Origin of the sequence: Bacillus sp. Root131, assembly GCF_001429475.1 — a bacterium.
Taxonomy (GTDB): domain Bacteria; phylum Bacillota; class Bacilli; order Bacillales; family Bacillaceae_G; genus Bacillus_A; species Bacillus_A thuringiensis_S.
On the sequence record NZ_LMJQ01000001.1, the window covers coordinates 2,236,473 to 2,262,148 of the forward strand.

The window sequence follows — 25,676 nt, forward strand, 5'->3', positions numbered from 1 at the left end:
AACAAAATGATTGTATTTTTAATCTTGGCAAATTCTTAGGTTGGAGGTATGTTTCATTGTTACTGGTTAAAAACAAGGACCGTAATTCCGGCTCCTTTTCTATCCCGCAAAATAAAGGTTTGTTTTATCTCTCCGTCTCAAAAAACTCAATCCACTCTCCATCAGGACCAGCGAAGAATATGTAACGTGTTCCATCTGGTAATGTTTCGACTTCTTCTCCTAGTAAAAAGGTTACTGTGTGTTTCTTTAGTCTTGTGATTTCTTCTTCTAATGAATCTACCTTAAAGCAAATGTGATGTACTTTTCCTTCTGCCGGAAGAGAAGAATTGTAGCCTTCAATTAATTCAAGTATCGTTTCCTTCGATTCTTCTACACCTAAAAAAGCGAGTTTTAAGTCTGGGTTTGGGTGTCCCATTCGCTTAATGAGCTGTAAGCCAACTACTTTTTCATAAAAAGTAATAGATGTTTCTAAGTTTGCAACCATAAGTCCTACGTGTTCAATTCTTCTAACTGGCATGTAGATTCCTTCTTTCTGAAAATTATATACAATATATTATTGAAAATTAAGAAAATAAGCAAGATAAAAACCTTACAAATTTAAGCGTGTTGTATGGTATAGTGAGAAAGTATGTTTGGGGAGAAGGAAGGAGATTATACGATGAATATACCTACTCAAACTCCTTCATTATCGGAAACGATGAAAGAGTGGCATTATGCATTAGCATATGAAATTAAACATTGGAAAACGATAGGTGGTAGTAAAATTTCTATCATGAACGGTCGTTTTTTATATACAGATTATGAGAATACAGTGTATGTATTTCAGCTTATTTCGGAAGTAAGTTTACCTGAAGGTTCACCAATTCGAATTGAGTTCGATGGTGAGGAAGCGACAGGAGAAGTATTATCTGTACATGGATTAGAAATAGAATTGAAATTAAATGATTATATACAAGGTGAAATAAGAGAAGCGGTTTTATACAGTGAACCGTGGCAACTTTTAGAGCAACTGCAAGAGCGATTGAAAGAAGCACGTAAAGATAAGCTAAAACGTAATCGTATAAAGCGTCTCGTTGATGGGACGAGCAGTCCGAAGCATATTGAGAAGATGAAAAATCCGAAAAATGAACTAGCATATCGTTCGTTTTACAATCCGACAACGTACGTATGGGGACCGCCTGGAACAGGGAAGTCGTACAATTTATCACGTATTATTTCGGCTCATTACCAAAAAGGAAAATCGGTACTTGTGTTAGCTCATAGTAATGCGGCAGTGGACGTATTAATGAGCGAAGTAACGAAACAAATTGAGAAGAAAAAGAAATGGACACCTGGCGAAATTGTTCGTTACGGTTATAGTCAACATGAACATATACGAAATCATGAAACATTACTTACGTCGAAGCTAGTTGAAACGACGAACGGATCTTGGGGAGAAGAAAGACTCTATTTAGAAGAAACACGACAAGATCTTCGTGAAAAGATTTTATCATATAAAGCGACTTCTGCTGATAAGAAGCGTATACAAGAGATTGAAAGTGATCTTCGAAAGCAAAAAGCGAAAATTAAAGAAGTAGAAAAAGAATATATTGAAAATGCGAAAGTAATTGGTGCAACTCTATCAAAATGTGCAATTGATGCGCTAATTTATGAGCGTACATTTGATTTAGTTGTCGTAGATGAAGTGAGTATGGCGTTCGTTCCGCAAATCGCATTAGCTGCTTCACTTGGAAAACGTATCGTTGTTTGTGGCGACTTTTTACAATTACCTCCAATTGCGATGGCGAACCATGAACTTGTTCGCAAATGGCTTGGGGAAGATATGTTTTACCATGCTGGGATTGTTGAGTCTGTTAATAAATCAGAAGCACATCCGAACCTATTTATGTTGCAGGAACAAAGACGTATGCATGCGGATATATCGAAGTTTACGAATTCGTTTATTTATAAAAATAGAGTATACGATCATCCGTCTGTTTCAGAGCGTAAAGAACTTGCGCAATTGCAGCCGTTCGCAAATGAAGCGAGTGTTTTATTTGATACGAGCCAAATGGGAGCTTTTTCGTTAAAAGATGCGGCTTCTGGTTCACGTTTTAACATTATGTCTGGTTTAGTAGCGATGCAAATGATGTTAATCGGATTATTAGACGGTGTTCAGTCGATTGGTGTTGTGACACCTTACAGGGCGCAGTCACGCTTTTTATCAACGTGTATTAGAGAAATGTTGCAGAGAACGAAATATCAAAACATACCAGTTTTAGCGGCGACAGTTCATAAGTTCCAAGGTTCTGAAAGAGATATGATGATCTTTGATACGGTTGACAGTTATCCGCAAGAACGACCTGGCGTATTATTCTTTGATCACAAAAACCATCGCCTCGTCAATGTAGCAGTGACAAGAGCGAGAGGGAAGTTCATTCAATTATCAGATTGCCATTATATGCGTAAAAACCTTTCGAGAAAACAAGCGTTATCACAATTAACAGCTCATATAGAACGTCATGGAGATGTGTATGATCGCACGACATCAAGACAATTGTGGGAACGGAAAATTTCGAAACGTTTACGCTGGTTTATGGAAATGAATCTTGAAGAGCCGAAAGGGTTATTAAAAGATATTTTAGCCGCAAAACGAAAAATTATTATTTCACTTCCAAGTACAAAACAAGTGGATAAGCGAGTATGGCAAGCGTTAATGCGTACAAATGCACAGATAACAGTTTATAGTGATGGACCAGTTCCACTGAAAAATGTAAAGTTACAAAGACAAAATAAAGCATTCCCGTTTATCGTAATTGATGATGAAATCTTCTGGGCAGGCGCACCGCTTACATCTCAAATGATGTTTGAAGGTAGTACAGAATTTCCGTACGTATGTGCCAGACTGCAAGCGCCAGAAACAATTGGTGTATTAAAAGGATTTTTAGATATTCGGTAAATTCGGATAGGAATTCCTTGACTTTTATTTGGAATGAACTTAGAATGAATGTAATTTAATATAATTTTATGAAAATTCTTATCACGAGAGGTGGAGGGACTGGCCCTATGATACCTCGGCAGCGGATTCGTTATGAATACTGTGCCAATTCCAGCAAGGTAACTTGAAAGATAAGAAAGAAGCTCATTTTGATTGTATATACAGAAGCCTCTTTCTATCTTTTAGAAAGAGGCTTTTTTACGTGAAAATAAAAGGAGGAAGAACAATGGGAGCGACAGGAGTAACGTCACAAAGAAAAACAATTGAAGAGAGTATCGAAAGAAATAAGGAAAAGTACATAGAAACAAGTCATGATATTCATGCGAATCCGGAGATTGGAAACCAAGAGTTTTACGCATCCAGAACGTTAAGCTTATTACTAGGTAGTGCAGGATTTCAGCTGCAACACAATATAGCTGGACATGAAACAGGTTTTATCGCGCGAAAAAGTTCAGGAAAACAAGGACCAGTCATTGCATTTTTAGCGGAGTATGACGCTTTACCAGGACTAGGTCATGCGTGTGGTCACAATTTAATTGGCACAATTAGCGTTGCAGCAGCAATCGCATTATCAGAAACGCTTGAAGAAATTGGCGGGGAAGTTGTCGTGTTTGGTACACCAGCAGAAGAAGGCGGGCCAAATGGTAGCGCGAAATCAAGTTATGTAAAGGCAGGTTTATTTAAAGACATTGATGCGGCGCTTATGATTCATCCGAGCGCAAAGACAGCGACAACGAGTCCTTCATTAGCAGTCGATCCACTTGATTTTCATTTTTACGGAAAAACAGCTCACGCTGCAGCCTCACCAGAAGAAGGGATTAATGCATTAGATGCGGTTATTCAGCTTTATAACAGTATTAACGCACTTCGCCAACAACTTCCGTCAGACGTGAAAATTCATGGCGTTATTACAGAAGGCGGAAAAGCACCTAACATTATTCCTGACTACGCCGCGGCAAGGTTCTTCATCCGCGCAGCAACGCGAAAAAGATGTGCAGAAGTAACAGAAAAAGTAAGAAACATTGCTGAGGGAGCAGCGTTAGCAACAGGTGCAAAAGTAAAAATTCATCAATTCCAAAATGAAATCGATGAATTACTCGTAACAAAAACATATAACGATATCGTAGCGGAAGAATTAGAACTATTAGGTGAAGAGGTAAATCGTAAAGAAAGAGTAGGGATCGGTTCAACCGACGCAGGAAACGTAAGTCAAGTCGTACCGACAATTCATCCGTACATTAAAATCGGACCAGATGACTTAATTGCACATACGAATGAATTTAGAGAAGCAGCACGTTCAGAACTTGGAGATAAAGCATTAATTACATCGGCAAAAGCATTAGCAAATACGGCGTATCGATTAATTACGGAAGAAGGGTTGTTAGAGAAGGTGAAGGAGGAGTTTAGAGAGGTGCAGAGGAATCAAGGGTAAGGGATTAAGGTGCTTTTTTCGAATAGCAATCGAATTAATAAGTAGAGATATAAAAAGAACATTGAAAAATCAATGTTCTTTTTTGTTTGCTAGTCATTGATTTTGTTGGTTTTTCTCAAGAAAGAGAAAATTTTACTGTTAGTGAGGATAATAATACGTATCCCTTTATTAGAATGACAATTTCTCCTCGAACTCACTCTTTAAAACAATTAAAGGAGATGATAATCCGAATTGCATTAACGAGTCTAAAAACGCAGCGAGGGAATCCATCGAATCGCTCATGACCTTCATCATATAATTAAATTCCCCGCTAATTCGATATAAATCAGTTACTTCAGGAGCGGCATTACAATATTGGATGAAATCAGAGCATTGGCTCGTTTTAAACATGATGAATGCTTGAATGTTTTTATTAATTTTGGAAGGCTCAAATTTCGTTCGGTAAGCCGCTATAACTCCTTGATCTTCAAGTTTATTAATACGCTCTTTTACAGCAGGTTGCGTCATGGATATAATTCGTCCTATTTCTGAAACAGAAATTCTCGCATTTTCATACAACAAGTTCATAATCTTATGATCGATTTCATCCAGTTTTACTGTGTTTTGCATTGTGTAGCCTCCTTATTTTATTTTCTAAAGTAAAACGTAAGTTATAACTATAATATCATAAGTGAACGAACTGAATTACTTATAAATCTATATTTAAAATTATCGGTGTTTGCATGAAAATATAAGTGTTGGATTTTTTAAACGGAAATTTAGAAAGGATGGAAAAAATGAAGAATCTTGATGGGAAAGTAGCGTTAGTAACAGGGGCGAGTCGCGGTATTGGTCGTGCGATTGCGATGAGATTGGCAAACGACGGTGCATTAGTTGTGATTCACTACGGACGAAATAAGGCAGCTGCAGATGAAACAATTAGTGAGATTGAATCTAATGGAGGAAAAGCATTCTTAATTGAAGCAGAACTCAATTCAATTGATGGTGTCAAGAAGCTAGTAGAACAATTGAAGAATGAATTACAAGTAAGGGTTGGTACATCAGAGATTGATATTTTAGTAAACAATGCAGGGATAGGTACACAAGGAACGATTGAAAATACGACAGAAGAAGTTTTTGATGAAATTATGTCTGTAAATATTAAGGCACCGTTCTTCTTAATTCAGCAAACATTGCCGTTACTACGAGCAGAGGGGCGTATTATTAACATTTCATCAGCTGAAGTACGACTTGGTTTTACAGGCTCAATTGCATACGGCTTAAGTAAAGGTGCATTAAATACGATGACACTTCCTCTAGCTAAACATCTCGGAGAAAGAGGTATAACAGTGAATACAATTATGCCTGGATATACGAAGACAGATATTAATGCAAAATTGCTAGATGATCCGGAAATACGAAGTTTTGCTACGAATTCATCTGTGTTCGAACGAATAGGGCAAGTTGAAGATATTGCAGATGCAGTAGCATTCCTTGCTTCTGCTGATAGCCGCTGGATAACAGGGCAGATTTTAGATGTTTCTGGAGGGTTTTGTTTATAGGGGCACTACTCCATACCCATCAAGCTAATCAAGTAAATTACTAGATATGAAACGATCCTTGTTTCATATCTGGTAATTTATAGAAAGATAGGCATGCTAAAGAAGTCTATTAAAACGTGATTTTTTGGCTAGGCAACTTGAATAAGGGGGCATTTCTTTTTCTTAAGTTGATGGGTATGTATGGTGACCTCTATTAGACGATAGTGAATTAACAATTTCGGGGTTCAGTTCAACTTTATTCAAAATAAGATTTTTTTTGCAGTAAAATCAATGTTAGTGGAACTTTTTTAAACAAACTTTTTTCTAAATTAACATAAATACTTGTAATATTTAAATTAGTACTATATAGTTCTAGTTATGACAAAGGTAAAATTAATGAATCAAAAACGTGTGATTGAAGTAGCTGCAACATTATTTTTAGAAAAAGGGTTTGCTTATACAAGTATGGATGAATTAGTACGTGTAAGCAAAGTTTCAAAGTCTAATGTGTATTATCACTTTTCTAATAAGGAAGTATTATTAGAAGGGGTCGTTGATTATTGGATTGAAATGTATCAATCTGCAATTGATGACGTACTTTCTCAGAACCAATTTTTAGTTGAAGATCGTATCCAACTGTTTTTAAAGCAATTATCACAAGGAGTTCAGTCGAGAGAGTATAAGGGGAGCTGTCCATTTATTACTCTTTATATTCAAAGTCCTAAACAGGCCACGCAAATAAAAGAAAAAATAGGTCTTTTTTTTACAGGATTACAAAAGAAAGTTTCTCTATTACTTAAACAAGGGGTAGAGAATGGAGAATTTAGAAATACGATTCATATTGATGAGGTTGCATCACTTTTTATTACAAATCTTGAAGGAGCGTTATTTATTTCAGAAACATTGAAGGATGCAACTGTAATCACGAAAACAGCAGATCATTTTTTAAAATTGCTTCGATAAAAGAAGCATTTTTTTTAAATCAAATTAGTACTGATTAGTACTAAAAGGGGGATTTTATATGAGAACAGTATTTTTAACTGGTGGAACAGGCTTTATTGGAAAGCAATTAGTGAAAGAATTAGCCAAAGAGGATGTTAAAATTCTTCTTTTAGTAAGGTCGAAAAGTAAAGCAATACGCCTTTTTCAAGAAAGAGGAAACTTAAAAAAGGAAGTTATGGACTTTATTGAAGGTGATTTGACGAAAAAAGATTTAGGTCTAAGTGCTGAAGATAAGGAGAGGGTATTGAAAACGGATGTGATTATTCACGCAGGAGGCCCCATGGATATTCAAGCGACAAGTAAAGAGGCAGCTTCCGTATTTTTAAATGGCGCAAAACATATTAGTGAATTAGCTAAAAGTATTCATCAATTGAAGGGCTTGCAACAATTTATTCATGTTGTAGGTTATATGAGTCCCTTTGATGATAAAAATAGCAAGATTGCAATTGATGTGTTTCAAGAAGGAAATAATTATTTGAAAATAAAAAATCCATATGAGAGAACAAAATTTTTAGCAGATCTTTATATCCGTCAGCAGGCATCAGCAGTAGGTTATCCGCTTTCTGTAATTAATCCGCCAACTGTAGTCGGTAGTAGTAAAACAGGGAGTACAGAGCAGATAGCAGGATTAGGTTTGCTTGTGATGAGTATGCGAAGAGGGCTCATGCCAATGATTCCTGGAGGTAAGGGATATAGGTTACCACTTATTTCAAACGATGAGCTTGCGAAGTTTATTGTGCAGGTTTTCAGATTAGAGCAACCGACTATTCAAACATATACACTTGTTGAAGACAAACAGCACGATCAGAACATTGCTGAGTTATTAAGTATTATGTCAGAAAGTATGAATATGAGGGCACCAAAAATCTCTGTCCCAATGCCACTTATGAAAGCAATTATGAATAGTGGAGTAAGTAAAATAACAAAAATTCCTTCTGATGGACTGAATTTTATTACAAAACGAAAATTTTCAAATGTTTCAGCGAAAAAAATTATGGGAGGAGATTGGTTTAAGGAGACGAGTGTAATGAAATTTTTCCCTGCCGTAGTAGCTGATCTGGATTATCGAATGATGTATCAATATGGCCAGCATAATCATGTATTTAAACGAACATTATGCGATAACAATACCCTTTACCAATTACAAGGAGAGGGTAAACCGTTTATTTTATTACATGGTTTATTGAGTGATGGAGAGGATTTATTTCCTTTAGCACAAGAGCTTCATGAAAAAACTGGTCAACCTGTATGGATTTTGGATCTTCCAGGTTTGGGACGTTCTCCTTTTAAACAAGAGAAAAATCTTCTAGCTATCTATTTGAATGTAGTGAAAAAGTTATTGGAGAAAGCTACGAATGGTGCACATCTAATTGGCCATTCATTCGGTGCATTTATTCTTCTGGAAGCATTGGTACAAGAGTACATAGATAAGAAGTATTCAATTACGTTACTTCAGCCACCTGTTGCTAAAAAAAATGCTAAATTGCTAAATGTTCCCCAATTTATAAACAAATGGACATTAAAATTGGCAACTCCTAATTTGATAGGGCGTTATTTATTAAATAATGGTTTGTTTGAAAGTATGGAGAGCATCCCTGAACATTATATCGAAAAAGTAAGTAACAGTTTTACTTCTCCTAGAATTTTAAATACTACGGTTCAGCTTAACAGTTTACTACTGAAAAAAGATCAAGGTGATTTCAAGGAAGTAACAAAGTATAATCTTCACATTATTTTGGGGGATTATGACAGAGGTTATTCTGCTCCATCGTATCTTGGTAAGGTTGATTTTGTTCCATATGGCCATCATTTTCCTCTTAGCCATCCGAGTGAAACGGCAAGATTAGTAATGAAAAATAGTAATACTAGCAGATGAGAGTTTGGGATAAATAAAAAGTGTGTAGTAAAATCGTTGTGTTTTTGAAATAAAATCGTACTGTGTGGGGGCCCACCCCATCACTATCAGACTAAGAAACGCAAATACCTCAAAACGAAAAAATGAGCATTTTATTACAAGATAGTACAAAATTTCGTTCTGGGGGTGCTATAAAATTTTAGCTTGATGGCGATGTGGTGCTACCCCATAAAGGCCCCTGATACATAATTGATGTTCTGCCATTTGTAGAAAACAATCCACTTATACCATTTTAACAAGAAGAAATATCTCGTCCATGTTGTAATATTGGCTTACGTTAAGCTTGTGAAAAAAACATATTCATGTATAATACAATTGATGTATGATACATTAGTTGTAGGAGGGTGACCTATTTGAAAAGAGAAGATGCCTTAAAACTAAGAACGGATATTAAGAAAATGATTATAATAACTGGGGTTTTTGAATCTCAAAATTTGCCCAATGGACCATTTGAAAAACCTTTACCAACTTCTCAAATGATGGCGTTAGAGGAACTAGAGGTGGAAAAATTAACTGTTTGGCAACTATCCAATAAACTTAGATTAGAGACTTCAACTGTAAGTAGATTGGTAGATAAGTTAGTAAAAAAGGGGCTTGTTTATCGTGAAGTAAATGAAAAAAATAGAAGAGAACTTTTTCTGCACCTCACAGAAAAAGGTCACATAACTGTTAATTGCTTAAGAGAGCAATCCATTACATTTTATCAAAGTATTCTCAATAATTTATCAGAATCAGAACAAAAAATAGTTGTGGATGGTTTTGAATTATTTATTGATTCTATTTCTAAGTCTTTTGATTAGAGTGAGGTAAGTCATAACATTTGGAGGATAAAATGAGTTTGCATTTTGAACGTCCTATTATTGAATTAAAAGAGAAATTTGATGAATTAAAGAAAATTATGAAAGAAAATAATGTAGATTTATCGTCAGAAATTCATGAATTAGAAAAACGTTTAAATAAAATGCAAGATAAAATTTATTCTAATATTACACCTTTTCAACGAGTTCAAATTGCAAGGCTACGTAACCGACCCACGACATTGGACTATATACCTTTATTGTTTACAAACTTTCTCGAACTTCATGGTGATCGATTATATGGTGATGATAAAGCAATGATAGGTGGTATTGCAAAATTTAAAGGAATGCCCGTTACGGTTATTGGTCATCAAAGAGGTAGAAATACAAAGGAAAGTATAGAAAGAAATTTTGGAATGGCACATCCAGAAGGTTATAGAAAAGCGCTAAGACTTATGAAACAAGCTGATAAATTTAATCGCCCTATTATTACATTTATTGATACAATAGGCGCCTATCCAGGGATAGGGTCTGAAGAACGTGGAATTTCTGAAGCGATAGCTCGAAATCTATTTGAAATGACTACACTTAAAGTGCCAATTGTTTGTATTGTAATTGGAGAGGCATCAAGTGGTGGAGCTCTTGGCATTAGTGTCGGTAACCATATCCATATGTTAGAGTATTCATGGTACTCGGTGATTTCGCCAGAAGGAGCAGCATCTATCCTATGGAAGGACGCTAAGTATGCTCCAGAAGCTGCTGAACATATGAAAATTTCAGCAAAAGATTTAAAACATTTAGGAATTATTGATGAAATCATTCCTGAAATTAAAGGTGGAGCACAAAATGATTTAAAATCACAGGCAAAAATGATTGAATCTGTAATCGAATTATCTCTAAAAAAATTGATACTATTATCCTCAGAAGAGCTTATACAACAGCGGTATGAAAAGTATAGACAAATAAAGAATTATAAATGAAAATATTTAAAGTCCGTATTACATTTCGGAGGATTCTCGCGGAAAAATTTTAAATATTTTGTAAGTAACCTCTTAAACTGGGATATGCTGATACTATTACTCTACAAAAGATGTGTGATTGGTATGGAAAAGGAAAATTTGTTCAAATGGAAGCATTATCACATACCCATCAACTTAAGAAATTGATTGTTCCCCAAAACGAAAAAATGAGCTGAATTCTCATAAATAATTGTAAAAAGGTGAAAATTTCGTTATGGGGGGTATCACAAAAGCTTAGGTTGATGGCAATGGGGTACCGCCACATCGCTATCAAGCTAAGACCATAAAACGTTAATTATAATAGAGGTTGTTTCTTTTTTTTAAAAGCTACGTGTAGGGAATTTAAAGATTTGCATACGAAATAAACCCTAATGGGTTTCAATTTTTTGATTTAAGCCGCTTGATTATCAAACATGGTACAATTGTAAATGACACCTAATATATCAAAGACTGTTTTCTTCTCATATCGATGAGATTTTCTCCCGTTTTGCTGTAGGAGGTTGAACAGGCGAATTAAAATCTTTGATAGCTCTTGGGTGTCTTTCTGTATAGCTTGGAAAATAAGAAGAAAGTAATCTTTAATCATATATATGGCCTTATATTCACTCAGTTCTCGTTTCTTTTTCATAAGAAGCAATTGTCGCATTTGAAACATGGTAGAAGAACGAAGTAAAATGGCAATCAGTTGCCCATACAAATGGCATTCTAATCGTTCTCGTTTTATCTTTTTACAATGATGAATATGAAAGAATGATTTCCACGTTTTAAATAAAAGCTCGATTTGCCAACGTAAAGAATACCAATCATGTACTTGTCCCATCGGGACAATATCTATAGAGGTATTTGTCATATATACATTGATACCGCTAAGTCGTTTACTACGAGCAGAATACTTCATTCCTTTCTTTTTTTCTCTTACAGTTTGATCGTGTAATCGTTTTTGTTGTTGTTCTTTTGTTAGTCGATGAACAATCACACGAGTCGGCACTTTATCAGTCATTCCTACATAAGCGTCAGCTATTTCACATGTTTGTCCTGGTTGAAGAGAGCTCATTAAACCCTCCATATCTATTTGAATATACTCTGTACCTTTCTTAATTCTTCCATCTTGAAAATAATCAGGATTGGGATTTTTTTGATAAATACGTGTATTCGACTTGATACGAGAGATATAGTAAGCCTTTTGGTCTTGTATATGTTTAAGATCTTTCAAATGAAAATACCCTAAATCTCGGATACATAAATCATTCGCTGTCACAGTTGGAACACGCAGGGAACCGTAGGTTCGATCATGTTGTTTACCTGGACCTGTATGGATATGCAGGAACTGGCCACTTAATAGATCATACTCTAGCTGAATCTTCACCCCCGCTGTATGGCTGTATCCTCCTGCACCTGGATAAACAAATGAAAAGGGATCTGGAAGTTGAAATGCAGTTGAATCTAAAATACGAATACGCTTGAAAACAGAAATATATGGAGAAGGAATAGGTATAGATGAGGCCAATTTTTGGTTTAGTAGTTTAGATAATATGTGTTGTAAAAATTGGACAGCCGCTTTATTAAATCGTTGATTCATTCCCTCAGGACTGATGAGCACTTCTGTCGATGCTTCTAAACAGCTAGATAACTGGGTTGAAGAAGTTGTAGCGACATTTTGACTCATCCATACACATAAAGCGACTAAATCTTTTGCTTGGTATTTACTAGTTCTTTGTACAAAACCAACATCTCTAGCAAGATCTCGTAAGATATTTGGAGATAAGAATTTTTGAATTTCTTGAGCAAATAGTTGTAATTCATCAGATACAGAAATAGACATACAAAAACGCCATCCTTTCCTATGATTCTACAGAAAGAATAGCGTATTTTTTCATTTTATGAGGTATTTTGTTTTGGTATCTTGATAGCGATGGGGTGGACTCCCTTTTTAACATAAGGGTAATTTATGTCGTGTTTAGCAATTATTCATTACATAATGCAAATGATTGTTTACATTTTGTTAGTAATCATTTACAATTACAGTAATTGTAAATGAGGAAAGGGGAATTATGATACTAGAAAACAGAGTTAGAGAATTACGAGCACGATTTAGATGGACTCAGCAAGACTTGGCCGATGCAATTGGGGTCACAAGGCAGACAATTGGATTAATAGAAAAAGGTGATTATTCTCCATCTGTCACTATGGCGTTAAAATTAGCTGCTGTATTTCAAGTTACCGTAGAAGAGGTTTTTTATTTAAAGGGAGAGGAACGATTATGATAAAACAGGTTTTAAGATCTCCACTTATAGGGGCCAGTATATTTGTGTTGATTATTGCATTTTTACTATTTTCTCTTATGAATACACAAGTCATTTTAGCTAAGTTATGTTTCGGGATTTTAGTGACGGTTACTTTTTTATGGCTCATTCTCACAAGGATTTATAACCGAAAGAATCCTCATGATAAGATTAGGCTATTTGGTTTTATACCATCCGAATTTCGTGAAATAGATGAAGGGCAGCAGTGGGTAACCTATAAGGCTTGCCGAAATGTGTATATTTACTATAGCATTGCGCTTCCAGTAACGGCAGGGATTTGCTTTCTCTTTTCTCAACATAATTTTGTTCCATTATTGTGCATTGGTTTACTAGGTGCAGGTCAATATATTGTCTATTGGTTAACCACTATTTTTATTTTAAATCGTATTTAACAAAGGGGATGAAACAATATGGTGGAGTGGGCTCAAAATGCGGGGGCATTATGGCAATATGTAGTGTTATTTCTTTTAGCATTTGCCCCATGGATGGATGTATCAATTGTTGTACCACTTGGTATCGCATGGGGATTACAACCATTTGCAGTAGGAGTAACAGCATTTGCAGGAAATCTTATCTTGGTTCTATTACTCGGTTTTTTCTTTAAACAGTATGCAAAATGGCAAGCAGCAAGAAAACAAAAAAAAGGTATAACAACACCTTCTAAAAAAGAAACCCGATCAAGAAAAATATGGGATCGATATGGTATTCCAGGTTTGGCTCTTCTAGCTCCAATTCTCGTAGGAACTGATATTGCAGCCGTATTAGCTTTAACATTTGGATCTAACCGGACACACGTCATAAGTTGGATGACGGTCAGTCTAGCAGTATGGACAGTCATTTTTACAGTTGCTGCGATGTATGGACTTAGCTTTTTAAATATTATTTAGGATATCATAGTGATTTTAGGTAATCTAAAATCGTTCACTACCTAAAAATTATGGAGTGATGAAGTGAGTTCATATGATATTAGGAGAAAAGCTTTGACCAAAAACATTTGAACACTCAACTAGCTGTACGATATGGTCATAGTACCGTAATTCACGAACCTATATGGATAGAGACACATTGCTATCAAACTAATATTTTGAAGCATCCTCAAAATAAAAAATGAGCATTTTGTTACAAGTTAGTACAAAATTTCGTTCTGGGGGGTACTATAAAATTTTAGCTTGATGGGCATGGGGTACCGCCAACAAGACGCGAATTTTGCACGCTAAGCAAAAAAAACAATAAGCTGTCCACATGGACAGCTTATTTACATAATTCTTGATTATCGGTAGCAAGTTTTTCATAGAATCCTTGTTTTTACTAAATTTTTTGTCTCTATGTCTATCTATCACTTATACAAGATTTTATACATCATTGATATAGCGGAGATTCTAGGGATCTTCGCTATTCTTTTTCGCATAAAATCTTGTATAAAAAAGTAGTTAGACTAGTGTGTTTTACTCCAATTCATTTCAAAATATAATTGGAAATTCATCTTTAAATTAAAAAAAGAAGGGGTTACCTCTATATATATTAATAACTTCGAAATATTGTATAACAGATAATTTTTATTGTGCTAACGAATCAGGATAGTGTGGCGACCGACCAACTAAATAGTTGCTTCTCCTCAATTATTAGAAGGGAAGTTCTATCATTTCGCGAATTTATTAGACATAGATGAGTGCTATAATTTTCTATATTTACATAAAGAGGTGACTACGCATGAATCAAAGACCGTCAGAAGAAGAATACGCCGGGAACTCCGGTGAATATATCCGTTTGGTGCCGGACGGTAACATCATCAACATTCTGCTCGCCCAGGAAAAGCAAATGACTGAGCTCCTGGCATCGTTGACCGAAAGCCAGGCTGCATATCGGTATGCGGAAGGAAAATGGACGCTGAAAGAAGTCGTGGGCCACATTGCAGACGCGGAACGCGTCATGACCTACCGCCTGCTCCGGTTCGCAAGAGGGGACCAGACGCCTCTGACCGGTTTCGATCAGGAATTGTTCCTACCTCCTTTCGGAAGCTGGACAACCGCGCAATTGGCCGAAGACTACCGGGCCGTAAGGCAATCAACGATCACATTGCTGCGCGGGCTACCGGCTGAGGCATGGAATCGTAAGGGCACAGCCAACAACCTAAGCATTACGGCACGCGCCCTCGCGTACGGCATCGCAGGACACGAACTTCATCACATGGGAATCATCCGAAACCGGTACTTGAGTTAATCGTCGGCTGAGATCTTTGAAATGGAACAAACACCTCTCATACAATCTTAGATACCGTTCTTATTGGGGTCCCGCCCCATGCCCATCAAGCTAAGATTATATAAATTTAATTTCACGTGAGATTTTTTCTTTTTTTTAAAATCCAGTGTAAGTTCTTTAAAGATGTGCATACCAAATAAACCCGAACGGGTTTCAATTTTTTGGATTACGCTACATGATTGTGTGACATAGAAAAGTTGTATACGACACCTAAGACATCAAAGACTGTTTTCTTCTCATACCTATGGGATTTTCGTCCGTTTTTCTGTAAGAGATTAAATAGCCGAGACAATATCTTTGTTAATTCTTGTGTCTCTTTTTGTAGAGATTGATAAATAAGTGGAAAATAATCTTTTATCATATAAATCGCTCTATATTCGCTTAATTCTCGTTTCTTCTTGATGAGGAGTAATCGGCGCATTTGAAACATGGTGGAGGAACAAAGAAGGATGCTAATTAATTGTCCGTATAAGTGAGATTCTAGTCGTTCTAATTTTATAGAATTACAATGATGAATACGAAAAAATGATTTCCAAGTTTTAAAGATAAGTTCAACTTGCCATCGTAAGGAATAAAAATCGTATACTTGTTCTTTTGGCAGATATTCCAAAGGAATATTTGTAATGTAAAAGTTAATTGCACTAAGTCGCTTACTGCGTTCTTTATAGGTAATTTGTTTTTTATGTTCTTTAGATGCTAAATCTTTTTGTCTACGTTTCATTTGCGTTTCAGTTAATTTGTACAGAATTAGTCTTGCAGGAAGTTTTTGATATATCCCAATATAAATCTCAGGAATTTCATATGTTTCACCGGACTGTAATTGGTCAATGAATTGCTCCATATCTAGTTGGATGTATTCAGATTGCTTTTTTATTGTTCCGTTTTGAAAGTATTCAGGTTCTCTATTCTTCCTATATATACGTGTATTGAGCTTTAATCGTGAAATAAAATAAGCACCACACTCGTCTATCGTTTGTAAATCTCTTAAATCGAAATATCCTAGATCACGTATACATACATCGTGCGGTTGAAGAGACGTTAAGCAAGTAGAACCATAAATTTTATCGTTTTGCTTTCCCGAACCTACATGAACATGTAAAAATTGACCACTAAGCAAATCGTACTCTAATTGAATTTTCACACCAGCACTATGACCACTACCTCCTGAACCTTGATATCTAGAAGCAAATTTATCTGAAACCTGAAAATGTGTAGAATCCAATACACGAATACTACGAAAATAGTTTGTATACAAAGTTGGAATCTTACTAGAAGAGCAAAATTGTTGGTGAAGTAAATGTGCTAAGAGTTGTTGTAAAAACTGCACAGCTTGTAAATTAAAGCGTTGATTCAATCCTTCTGGACTCATAGAAATACCGGTGTTAGCTTCTAATCGACTGCATAGTTGTGTCAATGAAGTATGGGCTATGTTTTGACTTAACCAAATACATAAGGCCACTAAATCTTGTGCGCGGTATTTACTTTTTCGTTTAACAAATCCTACATTTTTAGCTAATCTCTCTAGAGCATCAGGTGACATATATCGTTTTAACTCTTGAGAAAACAATTCTAGTTCATCAAAAATTGATAAGTTCATATCAAAAACGCCATCCTTCCTGTATATTTTTACAAATAGAATAGCGTTTTTTTCATTTTATAGATACAAATTTATAAAGTTTGTTTGTATAGGAACATGCTTGTGTTGGTTTAAAATAAAGTTCGATAATCTATAAAGAGTCTAATCATTTATAATAAGGATTGATAATTTTTAATTTGTTTATAAAAAAGTATATTTTGTAGAGTATTTCTTCGCTCCACAATCTGGCCATATTGTGAAAGATTTTTTCTAAATAGAATTGGATATTTATGTTAAAATAGATGAGGTTGTGAAAAAATATAATTAAACTATAGGGCAGTATGAAGAAGGAGAAAAAGTTAATGTCAAAAAATTATGTGCACCATCTATGTATCCAAACTAATACATATTCAGAAACCTTGACATTTTATACAAAAGCGTTGAGTTTTATAATTGTCCAAGAGTCACCAAATTTTCACAGACGTGCATTTAATACCTGGTTGAAGTTAGGTGCGTTTTATATCGAATTACAAACGGGTAAGCAGGGGGAGGAGCTACCCGTAACCAATTCAAATAGTGAAGGGCTTGTCCATTTCTGTTTGTGGGTAGAAAATCTTCAGTAAGAGGTTGAACGATTAAAAGAATTGAACACCCATTTTGTTTTGAAAAATGGTGAGATTATATATCAAATAGAAAATGGTTACTTATGTAAGTTAAAAGCGCCTGAAGGAACAATTGTGGAATTACGTGATAACAAAGGAATTTAAACTTTATAAACTTATATGAAAACGAGCTGAAAAGCAAATAAATAGTAGTACTATGTTAGTTGTTAGTATATCGATTGTTATAGAAGAGGGAATATTACGAATATTATTTGTGGACAAAAAAGGAAGGCTCTTTAATTTGGAGGACCTTCCTTTTTAAAAATTTATTTTGAACACGCAAATAAGAAAATGCCTTAAATAATTAGGATTCTTTTTGTATACCTTTAACTGGAATATTTAACTGGATTTTACGATTAGTTATATAAACTCCGATAAGTATAAAAACTAATCCAATGATTAATCTCCAACTGATATTTTCATTTAAAAGAATATATCCCCAAAAAATAGCTGATACTGGAACTAAGTATGTGGATATGGATGCGAAGTTAGGGCCCCCTTTTTGAATTAAGTAAAAGTAAAGTAAATAAGCTATACCTGATCCAAATGTACCTATTCCAATTAATGCGCCTATATGATGCCAGGATATTTTAGTTAAAATTTGAATTGGTTCTTCTAAAAATAGAACTATGCCACCACTACATATACTACCAACTAATAATGTACCTAAAGAAATTTGGAACATGGACATCTCTTTAAGATAACGCTTTGTTATATGAGTTGCTAAACCATAGCAAAAAGTTGCTATCAACATTGCGACGAAATTTAATGAATCAACTGAAAAAACATTTGATAAATGTATATCTGAGAGTATTAAAATACCTACGAATCCAATAAATAGACCTATAATTTGGTTGCGATTGGAATGTATACCAAATAATAAGATTCCTAAAACCATTGTCCATAATGGTTGGGTTGCATTTAAAACAGAAGCTAAATTACTAGTCATTTTTTGTTCACTAAAACAAATAAGTGTCCATGGAATTAAAGTATTTAGTATTCCGACAGCAAACAAAGGTATAAAAAAGGTGTTTCCTCTAAAAGATTTGCGAAAAAATGGTATAAGTGCAATAAGTGTTATAGCTCCAAAAGTTGACCGTAAAAATGCTACTACTAAAGGATTGAAATCCGTAACTAAAATCTTAAAAAAATAGAAAGATCCTCCCCAAATAAGGCTTAACATAATGAGTGCAAAGTATAATTTACGTGACATTTTTCTCCCTCTTTACTTATTGATATTTATAGTTTTTTATCACTAGTGCCGTATTAAAAGAAATCGAACCAAAAATTTGTTTATAATAACTGTACCACCTAGTTTGTTAAGTAATTTAGTAGTTACTGTAATGGTTTGCTCCGATATTCGATAATGGTTAACCATATTCCACTCAAAGCAATGAAAAAAGCTAGGATACTAAACGGCACAGTATAACTATGGAAATAGTCAACAAATATACCAAACAACGTAGGTGCAAGTACAATAGCAAATTGATTCAATGTTAAAGCGAAACTAACAGTTAAACCAATAAATTGCGGATCTGATCTTTCCGATACGAAAACGATAAATAAACTAAACCAACCGATAGCAAAGAAACCAAAAAAGAAGCACAAGATTACAAGTATCCCAAAAATCATATAAGTCATGACATAGCTCGTACAAAGGAGCAATAAGACAGTCATAACAATAGTTATTTGTAATGGAATGATGCGATTTCCTTTAAATATGTTATCACTAGCCCATGCTAAAAGGATCCTCCCAAACATTCCACCTATCAATACTATACTTAATAATGTTCCAGCATGATGAAGACTTGTATGAACTTCATTTGTAAGATAACTCATTAGGTGGGAAACGAGCACCATCTGTAACGACATCATTGATATTCCAATTAAAAAGATAGGATAGAGAGAATAGTTTCTTTGTATCTTCTTTAACTTTGTAAAGAAGGAAACCGCTTCTGTTTTTTGAATGCTCGAATGCTCCTCACGATAAAATAGAATAAACAATACCCCCCCACTAATAGCTACAATTGCTTGCACAAGTATTACAGATGGAAGGCCATATTCATAAAAAAAGAAAGGGAGTGTACTAGAAGCTAAAGCACCTCCGATGGGAATTCCAGTTTGACGAATCCCCATTGCAAGTCCTCTGCGCTGAGGAGGAAACCACTTTACAATAGCTTTACTGCCCCCAGGTTGTGCCGTTCCATACCAAATCCCTACAAATAGTAAAATAGCAACTACATATGTATAATTGGTGACTGGATAGGCAAACAACATACTCGCTCCAAGTAAGACAGAACCTCCTCCTACAATCCATCTCTCGCCATGTCGGTCCATTAGGTTTCCAAACAATAACATTGAGAAGATAGGTCCAATATTGACAACTGATACAAGTAATCCTATTTGAAATTGAGATATGTGATGTATTTGCTGCCATAAAGAAGCTAAAGGACCAATCCCGTATGTAACAAACGTGGCACATGTTTGTGAAATAGTTGCAATCAATAAGACAATCCATTTGTAAGAACTAATGGGTTCATTTCTTGTTATTTGTTTCTGCATTTTATCATTTCCTCCTCTTCTCTCTTATTGTATGAATATATATGTATCAAGTAAAATGAATAATAAAGAAGGAAGTTATCAAAAAAAATGATATCACGAGAGGTGAGTTATATGGATATTAAAGATTTGACTGTATTTAAAAAGGTAGCCGAAGAAGGAAGTATATCGAAAGCAGCGAAATCACTAAGCTATGTTCAATCAAATGTGACTATGAAAATTAAACAGCTAGAAGATGAGTTAGGTGTTCCCTTATTTTACCGGAACGGAAAGGGAGTTACTTTAAATTCTAATGGTGAGATTTTGTTAACATATACTAGGAAAATTCTAGATCTAACTGAGCAATCAATCAGATTGGTACAAAGTAATCAATCTAAACCCCTTGGTACGTTGAAAATTGGATCTACTAACTCTACAGTAGCAGTCCGTTTACCTCCTCTTCTAAAAAACTATTGTGAAAAGTATCCTGAGGTTGAATTAGTACTAGAAACTCATAAAAGTACTGAACTAACTCAACTTGTGCTTGAACGTAAACTAGAAGGGGCTTTCATTGTTGAAGATGTTCATCATCCAGATTTAACTTCTTTTTTGTTTTGTCAGGAAGAACTAACGATTATTAGTTATCAACCATTACATACTTTACAAGAACTTGATAAAGTCAATATGTTAGCATTTGGGAACGGTTGTCACTATCGAAATAGAGTAGATAAGTGGTTAAAAGAAGCAGGTATTTATCCAAAGCGTGTATTAGAATTTGGGACAATTGAAGCGATTATTGGTTGTGTGAAGGCTGGCATGGGCATTGCTGTCATGGTCAAATCAATTTTGAAAGACCATGAGCAATCTTTAACCATGGCTGATTTACCTGAGCAATATTCTAAAGTACCAACTTATTTTATTATGAGAAAAGATGTACTTTTTTCGGCAGCTTTACAGAGATTTGTTGAGATGATAAAAGAAAAAACTATGTAACCTAATTTTGATTATTGAGGATGGTTTTAGTGCGGCATAAAATGTAGAACCCCACATCCATCAACTTAAGAATTTTATAACGCCCCCAAATAAGATTTTTACCCGGAAATATCAATTTTACTGTTTTTGGGGCGTTCGTTTTATGGAAACAATTTTTTAGCTTGATGGTATTGGCGGGATATCTGATTATTGAAAAATTTAAGACTCGCTACCACCACTTGAAATCGTTATAATTAAAATGTTTTCAATATTTAAATAACGGGGGCTAGAGAATGAAAATTGGAATAGTCTGTTTTGATAACTTTACTGATATAGATGTTTTTTTACCATGGGATTTATTAAATCGTGTACGTTTAGTTGGCGGTATTTCTGATTGGAACGTCCAACTATTAGGAACGGAAAAAACTCATATATCCGTATCTGGCTTACGTATTCCCATGACAGGAAGCATATCTGATATTCCTTCTGCTGACGCTGTAATATTTGGAAGTGGTAAGGGTGTACAAAATTTATATAAAAATCAAGAATATCTTAATAGTATTCATATAGATCCTCAAAGGCAATTAATAGGCTCTATGTGTTCTGGTTCACTATTACTAGGAGCTAAAAAATTATTAACTGGTAAAAAAGCAACTACATATCCATCAGTTGTAGAACAGCTAAAAGAATTTGAGGTAGACGTTATTGAACAAAGTTTCGTAAACGAAGGAAATATCTCGACTGCTGCAGGGTGTTTTGCTGCTCAAGATCTCTCAGTTTGGATTATAAGAACCCTAATTAATGAAGACATGGTTGACACTGTGTTAGAAACCGTTCAGCCAGTGGGCAAAGGTTTATATTTTTAATTTCAAATCAAGTCAAGAAATTGGGTGTTCCCCAACACGAAAAAATGAGTTGCATTCTCATAAAAAACTGTAAAATAATAAAATTTTCGTTTTGGGGGCACTTCAAAATATTAGCTTGATGGGCAGGGGGTCCCGCCCCACAACCATCAACTTAAGGATTTAGACTATTTTTGAGATTAAAAGCACGTTACTATTCTCTTATGTTAATGAGAAAGGGTGACGTGCTTTTTATGAATATGCACCAAAAACAAGAGTTATCTTTATTTGCCGAAGAGTTATATCGATTTTTCTCATTTGGGGGTATTTGTTTTTCTTAGATTGATGGTAATGGGGCACTACTCTATAATAATCAAATTAAAAGTTAAATAGTTATAGAGACTCCATTACTAGGAAATATTGTAACTATTAAGTTGTAAAAAGAACCGTAGTTTTTCATTTTTGAAAAGGCGATGGTCCTTTTTACTTGTAGCAAAGATATAATGGGAGAAATTTTTTCTAAATCAAAAAACTTGATTAATAAGTTGCATAATAAACTCACTAGCGTATATACTATAAACATCAAAAAAAGTTGATGAAGGGAAGTGAACTACAGTGGCACAAGATTTTCAGCTCTATGAGAAAAAATTTAAAGCGTTGGCGGATCAGAAACGTCTAGAAATCATGTATGAACTTTGTCAGCGAGGACAGACGTGTGTATGTGATTTAACCGAAGTTTTTGAAATGACGCAATCTAAGTTGTCCTATCATTTAAAGATTTTATTAGATGCAGGTTTAATTGTAAAAGAAACAACAGGTACGTGGAGTTATTATGATTTGAATGATGCGGAAGTGAATAATTTATTATCAGAAGAATTGTGTTGTATCTTTAGAAAAACAGGAAAAGGTAGTTGTTGTTAAAATTTTGTACTATTAATCAAAAAAAATTGATTAATGACATATAAAGAGGAGGAATAAGGTATGAGATATGTTCACGTCGGTATAAACGTTACGAATTTAGAGAAATCTATTGAATTTTATGAAAAGGTATTTGGTGTATTACCAGTTAAAGTGAAATCAGATTATGCAAAATTTCTATTAGAGACGCCAGGACTTAATTTCACGCTAAACGTACGAGATGAAGTGAATGGAAATCAAGTAAATCACTTTGGTTTCCAAGTGGATACAGCTGAAGAAATTACATTACATAAAGAGCGATTAGAAAAAGAAGGTTTCTTTGCGCGTGATGAGATGGATACGACTTGTTGTTATGCAGTGCAAGATAAGTTTTGGGTAACGGATCCCGATGGTAATGAGTGGGAGTTCTTTTATACAAAAGCTGATAGTGATGTTCACAAAATAGAAGATTCATCTTGTTGCATGACTTCAAATGAGGTAGCTAAAAATTCTTGTTGTTAATAGGAGATGGAAAATAAAATGAAACGTTTATCTTTTCTAGATCGATATTTAACACTATGGATTTTTCTAGCTATGGCAGTTGGAATTGGTTTAGGGTTTGTGTTTCCTAGTGTAGTAGATGGACTGAATACATTACAAGTTGGAACGACGTCTATTCCGCTTGCTGCTGGTTTAATTGTCATGATGTATCCACCATTAGCAAAGGTTCGTTACGAGGAAATGGGCCGAGTATTTAAAGACGTAAAAGTATTGGTTTTATCTTTAGTACAAAACTGGATTATCGGACCTGTACTTATGTTTGTTTTAGCAATTATTTTTCTTCCTGATAAGCCAGAATACATGGTCGGGCTCATTATGATTGGTTTAGCACGCTGTATTGCCATGGTAATCGTTTGGAACGATCTTGCAGATGGGGATAAAGAGTATGCAGCAGGTTTAGTGGCTTTTAACTCAGTATTCCAAATGCTATTCTTCTCCGTTTATGCATACGTGTTTGTAACAGTCATTCCAGAATGGTTAGGAATTGAAGGGGCTATTGTCGATATTACAATGGTAGAAGTAGCGAAATCCGTGTTTATCTATTTGGGAATTCCTTTTATAGCAGGTATGTTGACGCGATTTGTACTCGTTAAGTTAAAAGGTAGACAGTGGTATGAAAAGGTATTTATACCGAAGATTAGTCCACTTACATTACTTGCATTACTATTTACAATCATCATCATGTTCTCCTTAAAAGGGGAGATGATTGTTAGTGTGCCACTAGATGTGGTAAGAATAGCGATTCCGTTACTCATTTATTTTATTGTAATGTTTTTTGTATCTTTCTTTATGGGAAGGAAAATTGGTGCCAACTATCCGGTAACTACAACGTTAGCATTTACAGCAGGTAGTAATAACTTTGAGTTAGCAATTGCTGTAGCAGTTGGTGTGTTTGGTATTCATTCGGGCGCAGCATTTGCAGCTGTTATCGGACCGTTAGTTGAAGTGCCTGTAATGATTGCACTTGTAAACGTTGCTTTTTGGTTTAAACGTAAATATTTTAATGACCAACCAGTCTAAATATAAAATAAAGGTGGAAAATACCATGGAAAACAAAAAGACAATCTATTTCTTATGTACAGGAAATTCATGCCGAAGCCAAATGGCAGAAGCGTGGGGCAAACAATTTTTAGAAGATAAGTGGAATGTGTATTCTGCAGGAATCGAAGCACATGGAGTAAATCCGAACGCAATTAAAGCAATGAACGAAGTAAATATCGACATAACAAATCAAACATCAGATATAATTGATGCAACCATTTTAAATAGTGCTGATTTAGTCGTTACGCTTTGTAGTCATGCAGATGCTGTCTGTCCATCTACTCCGCCGCATGTGAATCGTGTTCACTGGGGATTTGATGATCCAGCAGGAAAAGAGTGGTCTGAATTTCAACGTGTTCGCGATGAAATTGGTGAACGTATAAAGCGATTTTCTGAAACAGGGGAGTAAAGTAAAGAGTCAATCTTCTATTTTATAGGGATTGGCTCTTTTTATTATCTACTTCTTTGGTTTAAAACAACTATTAAAACGAATAGAGAATATTCTGTCATGGTGGTAAAGTTAGAATAGAGCAGTTTCAGGGGGGATAACATATGATTTCTGAATTAAACAAGGATGATTTTTATAAATGTAACCGTTTAGTAAATGAAAAAGGGCAATTGGAGGTAAAGGCTGTAATTGCAAGAGTGAATCCTGGTCGTATATTTGTAGATAACATTTATTGTCCTAATTTACGATTCAAAAAAGAAACAATATGGGGTGTCCGAAAATGAAAATACAAATTGTATTGTTTGATGGCTTCGGAGAACTTGTCTCTTTCGCGCCGTTTGAAGTACTGAAAAGAGCAATAGAAGAAGGGGCTCCGTTTACAGTTGAACTCGTATCAAGTGAACGAAAACAAGAAGTTACTACCTCGTTTGGAGTTACGGTTACACTACATGATTTTTTACGAATGGATAATCGCCCAGATTTGTTAATTGTACCTGGTGGTGGCTGGAATCATAAAGCTGAACATGGGGCACGAAAGCAAGCAGAGCTTGGAACACTGACAGAAACGATTAGAGAGATGCATAATGAAGGAACGATTGTTGCGGGAGTTTGTACAGGAGGTATGCTACTAGCAGCCTCAGGTATATTGAATGGTAAAAAGGCGACGATGCACCATTTGGCACAGGGTGAAATGAGTAAATATGGGGCAGAACTTCTTCATTACCGAATTGTAGATCAAGGCGATATTATTACTGCAAGAGGAGTTACTTCAGGAACTGATTTAGCTCTTTGGATTACGGAAAAGTTCGCAAGTTCTAAAATTGCAGCTGCTGTTGAATATAGAATGGAATATGAGAGGCGAGGTGTTGTTTGGAAGTAATTTAATTATATTTTTTGCTGCAGAGCGTATCAAAT

The 25,676-nt window shown here is 35.0% G+C and carries 25 protein-coding genes, 1 pseudogene and 1 riboswitch; of the genes and pseudogenes, 20 read left to right on the forward strand and 6 right to left on the reverse strand.

Going from position 1 to position 25,676, the window contains the following annotated elements; all coding sequences use genetic code 11:
- Positions 1 to 124: 124 nt before the first annotated feature.
- Positions 125 to 517, reverse strand: coding sequence for a VOC family protein (locus ASE54_RS11235; protein ID WP_001145295.1), 393 nt, complete (start codon positions 515 to 517; stop codon positions 125 to 127).
- Between the two features lie 111 nt (positions 518 to 628).
- Here ASE54_RS11235 and ASE54_RS11240 point away from each other — a divergent pair, with 111 nt between their 5' ends.
- Both ASE54_RS11240 and ASE54_RS11245 read left to right on the forward strand, forming a co-directional pair.
- Positions 629 to 2,938, forward strand: coding sequence for an AAA domain-containing protein (locus ASE54_RS11240; protein WP_002162750.1), 2,310 nt, complete (start codon positions 629 to 631; stop codon positions 2,936 to 2,938).
- Between the two features lie 75 nt (positions 2,939 to 3,013).
- Positions 3,014 to 3,115, forward strand: a riboswitch (SAM riboswitch).
- Positions 3,116 to 3,203: 88 nt separating this feature from the next.
- Complete coding sequence (locus tag ASE54_RS11245) at positions 3,204 to 4,409, forward strand: M20 family metallopeptidase (RefSeq protein WP_000501376.1); 1,206 nt, start codon at positions 3,204 to 3,206, stop codon at positions 4,407 to 4,409.
- 168 nt (positions 4,410 to 4,577) lie between these two features.
- Here ASE54_RS11245 and ASE54_RS11250 read toward each other — a convergent pair whose 3' ends face one another.
- The gene (locus ASE54_RS11250; RefSeq protein WP_001181721.1) at positions 4,578 to 5,018 is read right to left on the reverse strand and encodes an Lrp/AsnC family transcriptional regulator; all 441 of its coding nucleotides are present in this window, start codon (positions 5,016 to 5,018) and stop codon (positions 4,578 to 4,580) included.
- A 167-nt stretch (positions 5,019 to 5,185) separates the two neighbouring features.
- Between ASE54_RS11250 and ASE54_RS11255 the strand changes: the two genes are divergently transcribed.
- The 5 genes from ASE54_RS11255 to ASE54_RS11275 all read left to right on the forward strand — a co-directional run bounded on the left by ASE54_RS11255 (position 5,186) and on the right by ASE54_RS11275 (position 10,623).
- Positions 5,186 to 5,950 (forward strand): SDR family oxidoreductase, encoded by a 765-nt coding sequence (locus ASE54_RS11255; RefSeq protein ID WP_000792677.1) that lies wholly within the window; start codon positions 5,186 to 5,188, stop codon positions 5,948 to 5,950.
- A gap of 375 nt (positions 5,951 to 6,325) precedes the next feature.
- Positions 6,326 to 6,892: a TetR/AcrR family transcriptional regulator gene (locus tag ASE54_RS11260; RefSeq protein WP_001072318.1), complete on the forward strand. Its 567-nt coding sequence runs from the start codon at positions 6,326 to 6,328 to the stop codon at positions 6,890 to 6,892.
- Positions 6,893 to 6,950: 58 nt separating this feature from the next.
- Positions 6,951 to 8,807, forward strand: a complete 1,857-nt coding sequence (locus ASE54_RS11265) for an alpha/beta fold hydrolase (protein ID WP_001261152.1) — start codon at positions 6,951 to 6,953, stop codon at positions 8,805 to 8,807.
- A 392-nt stretch (positions 8,808 to 9,199) separates the two neighbouring features.
- Entirely contained in the window at positions 9,200 to 9,646 is a 447-nt protein-coding gene (locus ASE54_RS11270; RefSeq protein WP_002094076.1) for a MarR family transcriptional regulator, read from the forward strand.
- A gap of 32 nt (positions 9,647 to 9,678) precedes the next feature.
- Positions 9,679 to 10,623 (forward strand): acetyl-CoA carboxylase carboxyltransferase subunit alpha, encoded by a 945-nt coding sequence (locus ASE54_RS11275; protein WP_000052089.1) that lies wholly within the window; start codon positions 9,679 to 9,681, stop codon positions 10,621 to 10,623.
- A gap of 430 nt (positions 10,624 to 11,053) precedes the next feature.
- On the opposite strand, the gene ASE54_RS11280 is transcribed toward ASE54_RS11275, so the two are convergent.
- Positions 11,054 to 12,484 (reverse strand): IS4 family transposase, encoded by a 1,431-nt coding sequence (locus ASE54_RS11280; protein WP_014895295.1) that lies wholly within the window; start codon positions 12,482 to 12,484, stop codon positions 11,054 to 11,056.
- Between the two features lie 229 nt (positions 12,485 to 12,713).
- Between ASE54_RS11280 and ASE54_RS11285 the strand changes: the two genes are divergently transcribed.
- The 4 genes from ASE54_RS11285 (at position 12,714) to ASE54_RS11300 (ending at position 15,185) form a co-directional block, all read left to right on the forward strand.
- Positions 12,714 to 12,926, forward strand: coding sequence for a helix-turn-helix transcriptional regulator (locus tag ASE54_RS11285; RefSeq protein ID WP_000599740.1), 213 nt, complete (start codon positions 12,714 to 12,716; stop codon positions 12,924 to 12,926).
- Positions 12,923 to 13,357 carry a hypothetical protein gene (locus ASE54_RS11290; RefSeq protein ID WP_000595642.1) on the forward strand — a complete coding sequence of 145 codons (435 nt, stop codon included), beginning with the start codon at positions 12,923 to 12,925 and terminating at the stop codon, positions 13,355 to 13,357. Before ASE54_RS11285 ends, ASE54_RS11290 begins: the two co-directional genes overlap by 4 nt.
- A gap of 18 nt (positions 13,358 to 13,375) precedes the next feature.
- On the forward strand, positions 13,376 to 13,852 hold the full coding sequence (locus ASE54_RS11295; protein WP_000230643.1) for a small multi-drug export protein: 477 nt from the start codon (positions 13,376 to 13,378) through the stop codon (positions 13,850 to 13,852).
- Positions 13,853 to 14,675: 823 nt separating this feature from the next.
- Positions 14,676 to 15,185 (forward strand): DinB family protein, encoded by a 510-nt coding sequence (locus ASE54_RS11300; RefSeq protein ID WP_001076303.1) that lies wholly within the window; start codon positions 14,676 to 14,678, stop codon positions 15,183 to 15,185.
- Between the two features lie 205 nt (positions 15,186 to 15,390).
- Here the strand turns inward: ASE54_RS11300 and ASE54_RS11305 are convergent, their stop codons facing one another.
- Positions 15,391 to 16,821: an IS4 family transposase gene (locus tag ASE54_RS11305; protein ID WP_001053907.1), complete on the reverse strand. Its 1,431-nt coding sequence runs from the start codon at positions 16,819 to 16,821 to the stop codon at positions 15,391 to 15,393.
- 341 nt (positions 16,822 to 17,162) lie between these two features.
- On the opposite strand from ASE54_RS11305, the gene ASE54_RS37540 reads away from it, so the two are divergent.
- Positions 17,163 to 17,423 carry a hypothetical protein gene (locus ASE54_RS37540; protein ID WP_000042406.1) on the forward strand — a complete coding sequence of 87 codons (261 nt, stop codon included), beginning with the start codon at positions 17,163 to 17,165 and terminating at the stop codon, positions 17,421 to 17,423.
- A 343-nt stretch (positions 17,424 to 17,766) separates the two neighbouring features.
- On the opposite strand, the gene ASE54_RS11315 is transcribed toward ASE54_RS37540, so the two are convergent.
- Positions 17,767 to 18,675: a DMT family transporter gene (locus tag ASE54_RS11315; protein ID WP_014895294.1), complete on the reverse strand. Its 909-nt coding sequence runs from the start codon at positions 18,673 to 18,675 to the stop codon at positions 17,767 to 17,769.
- Between the two features lie 122 nt (positions 18,676 to 18,797).
- Entirely contained in the window at positions 18,798 to 20,024 is a 1,227-nt protein-coding gene (locus tag ASE54_RS11320; RefSeq protein WP_001171805.1) for an MFS transporter, read from the reverse strand.
- 111 nt (positions 20,025 to 20,135) lie between these two features.
- Here ASE54_RS11320 and ASE54_RS11325 point away from each other — a divergent pair, with 111 nt between their 5' ends.
- The 8 genes and pseudogenes from ASE54_RS11325 to ASE54_RS11360 all read left to right on the forward strand — a co-directional run bounded on the left by ASE54_RS11325 (position 20,136) and on the right by ASE54_RS11360 (position 25,641).
- Positions 20,136 to 20,993 (forward strand): LysR family transcriptional regulator, encoded by an 858-nt coding sequence (locus tag ASE54_RS11325; RefSeq protein WP_000351670.1) that lies wholly within the window; start codon positions 20,136 to 20,138, stop codon positions 20,991 to 20,993.
- 272 nt (positions 20,994 to 21,265) lie between these two features.
- Positions 21,266 to 21,838, forward strand: coding sequence for a DJ-1/PfpI family protein (locus ASE54_RS11330; RefSeq protein WP_000690036.1), 573 nt, complete (start codon positions 21,266 to 21,268; stop codon positions 21,836 to 21,838).
- A gap of 591 nt (positions 21,839 to 22,429) precedes the next feature.
- Positions 22,430 to 22,735: an arsenical resistance operon transcriptional regulator ArsR gene (gene arsR, locus ASE54_RS11335; protein WP_002162753.1), complete on the forward strand. Its 306-nt coding sequence runs from the start codon at positions 22,430 to 22,432 to the stop codon at positions 22,733 to 22,735.
- 60 nt (positions 22,736 to 22,795) lie between these two features.
- On the forward strand, positions 22,796 to 23,233 hold the full coding sequence (locus tag ASE54_RS11340; RefSeq protein ID WP_001271002.1) for an ArsI/CadI family heavy metal resistance metalloenzyme: 438 nt from the start codon (positions 22,796 to 22,798) through the stop codon (positions 23,231 to 23,233).
- Positions 23,234 to 23,251: 18 nt separating this feature from the next.
- Positions 23,252 to 24,292 (forward strand): ACR3 family arsenite efflux transporter, encoded by a 1,041-nt coding sequence (gene arsB / locus ASE54_RS11345; RefSeq protein WP_000826540.1) that lies wholly within the window; start codon positions 23,252 to 23,254, stop codon positions 24,290 to 24,292.
- Positions 24,293 to 24,317: 25 nt separating this feature from the next.
- Positions 24,318 to 24,722, forward strand: a complete 405-nt coding sequence (gene arsC, locus ASE54_RS11350) for an arsenate reductase (thioredoxin) (RefSeq protein WP_000428340.1) — start codon at positions 24,318 to 24,320, stop codon at positions 24,720 to 24,722.
- Positions 24,723 to 24,865: 143 nt separating this feature from the next.
- Positions 24,866 to 25,003 (forward strand): annotated as a pseudogene (locus ASE54_RS11355) (GNAT family acetyltransferase); the annotation flags it as partial.
- Between the two features lie 38 nt (positions 25,004 to 25,041).
- The gene (locus ASE54_RS11360; protein WP_000701570.1) at positions 25,042 to 25,641 is read left to right on the forward strand and encodes a DJ-1/PfpI family protein; all 600 of its coding nucleotides are present in this window, start codon (positions 25,042 to 25,044) and stop codon (positions 25,639 to 25,641) included.
- Positions 25,642 to 25,676 lie beyond the last annotated feature (35 nt).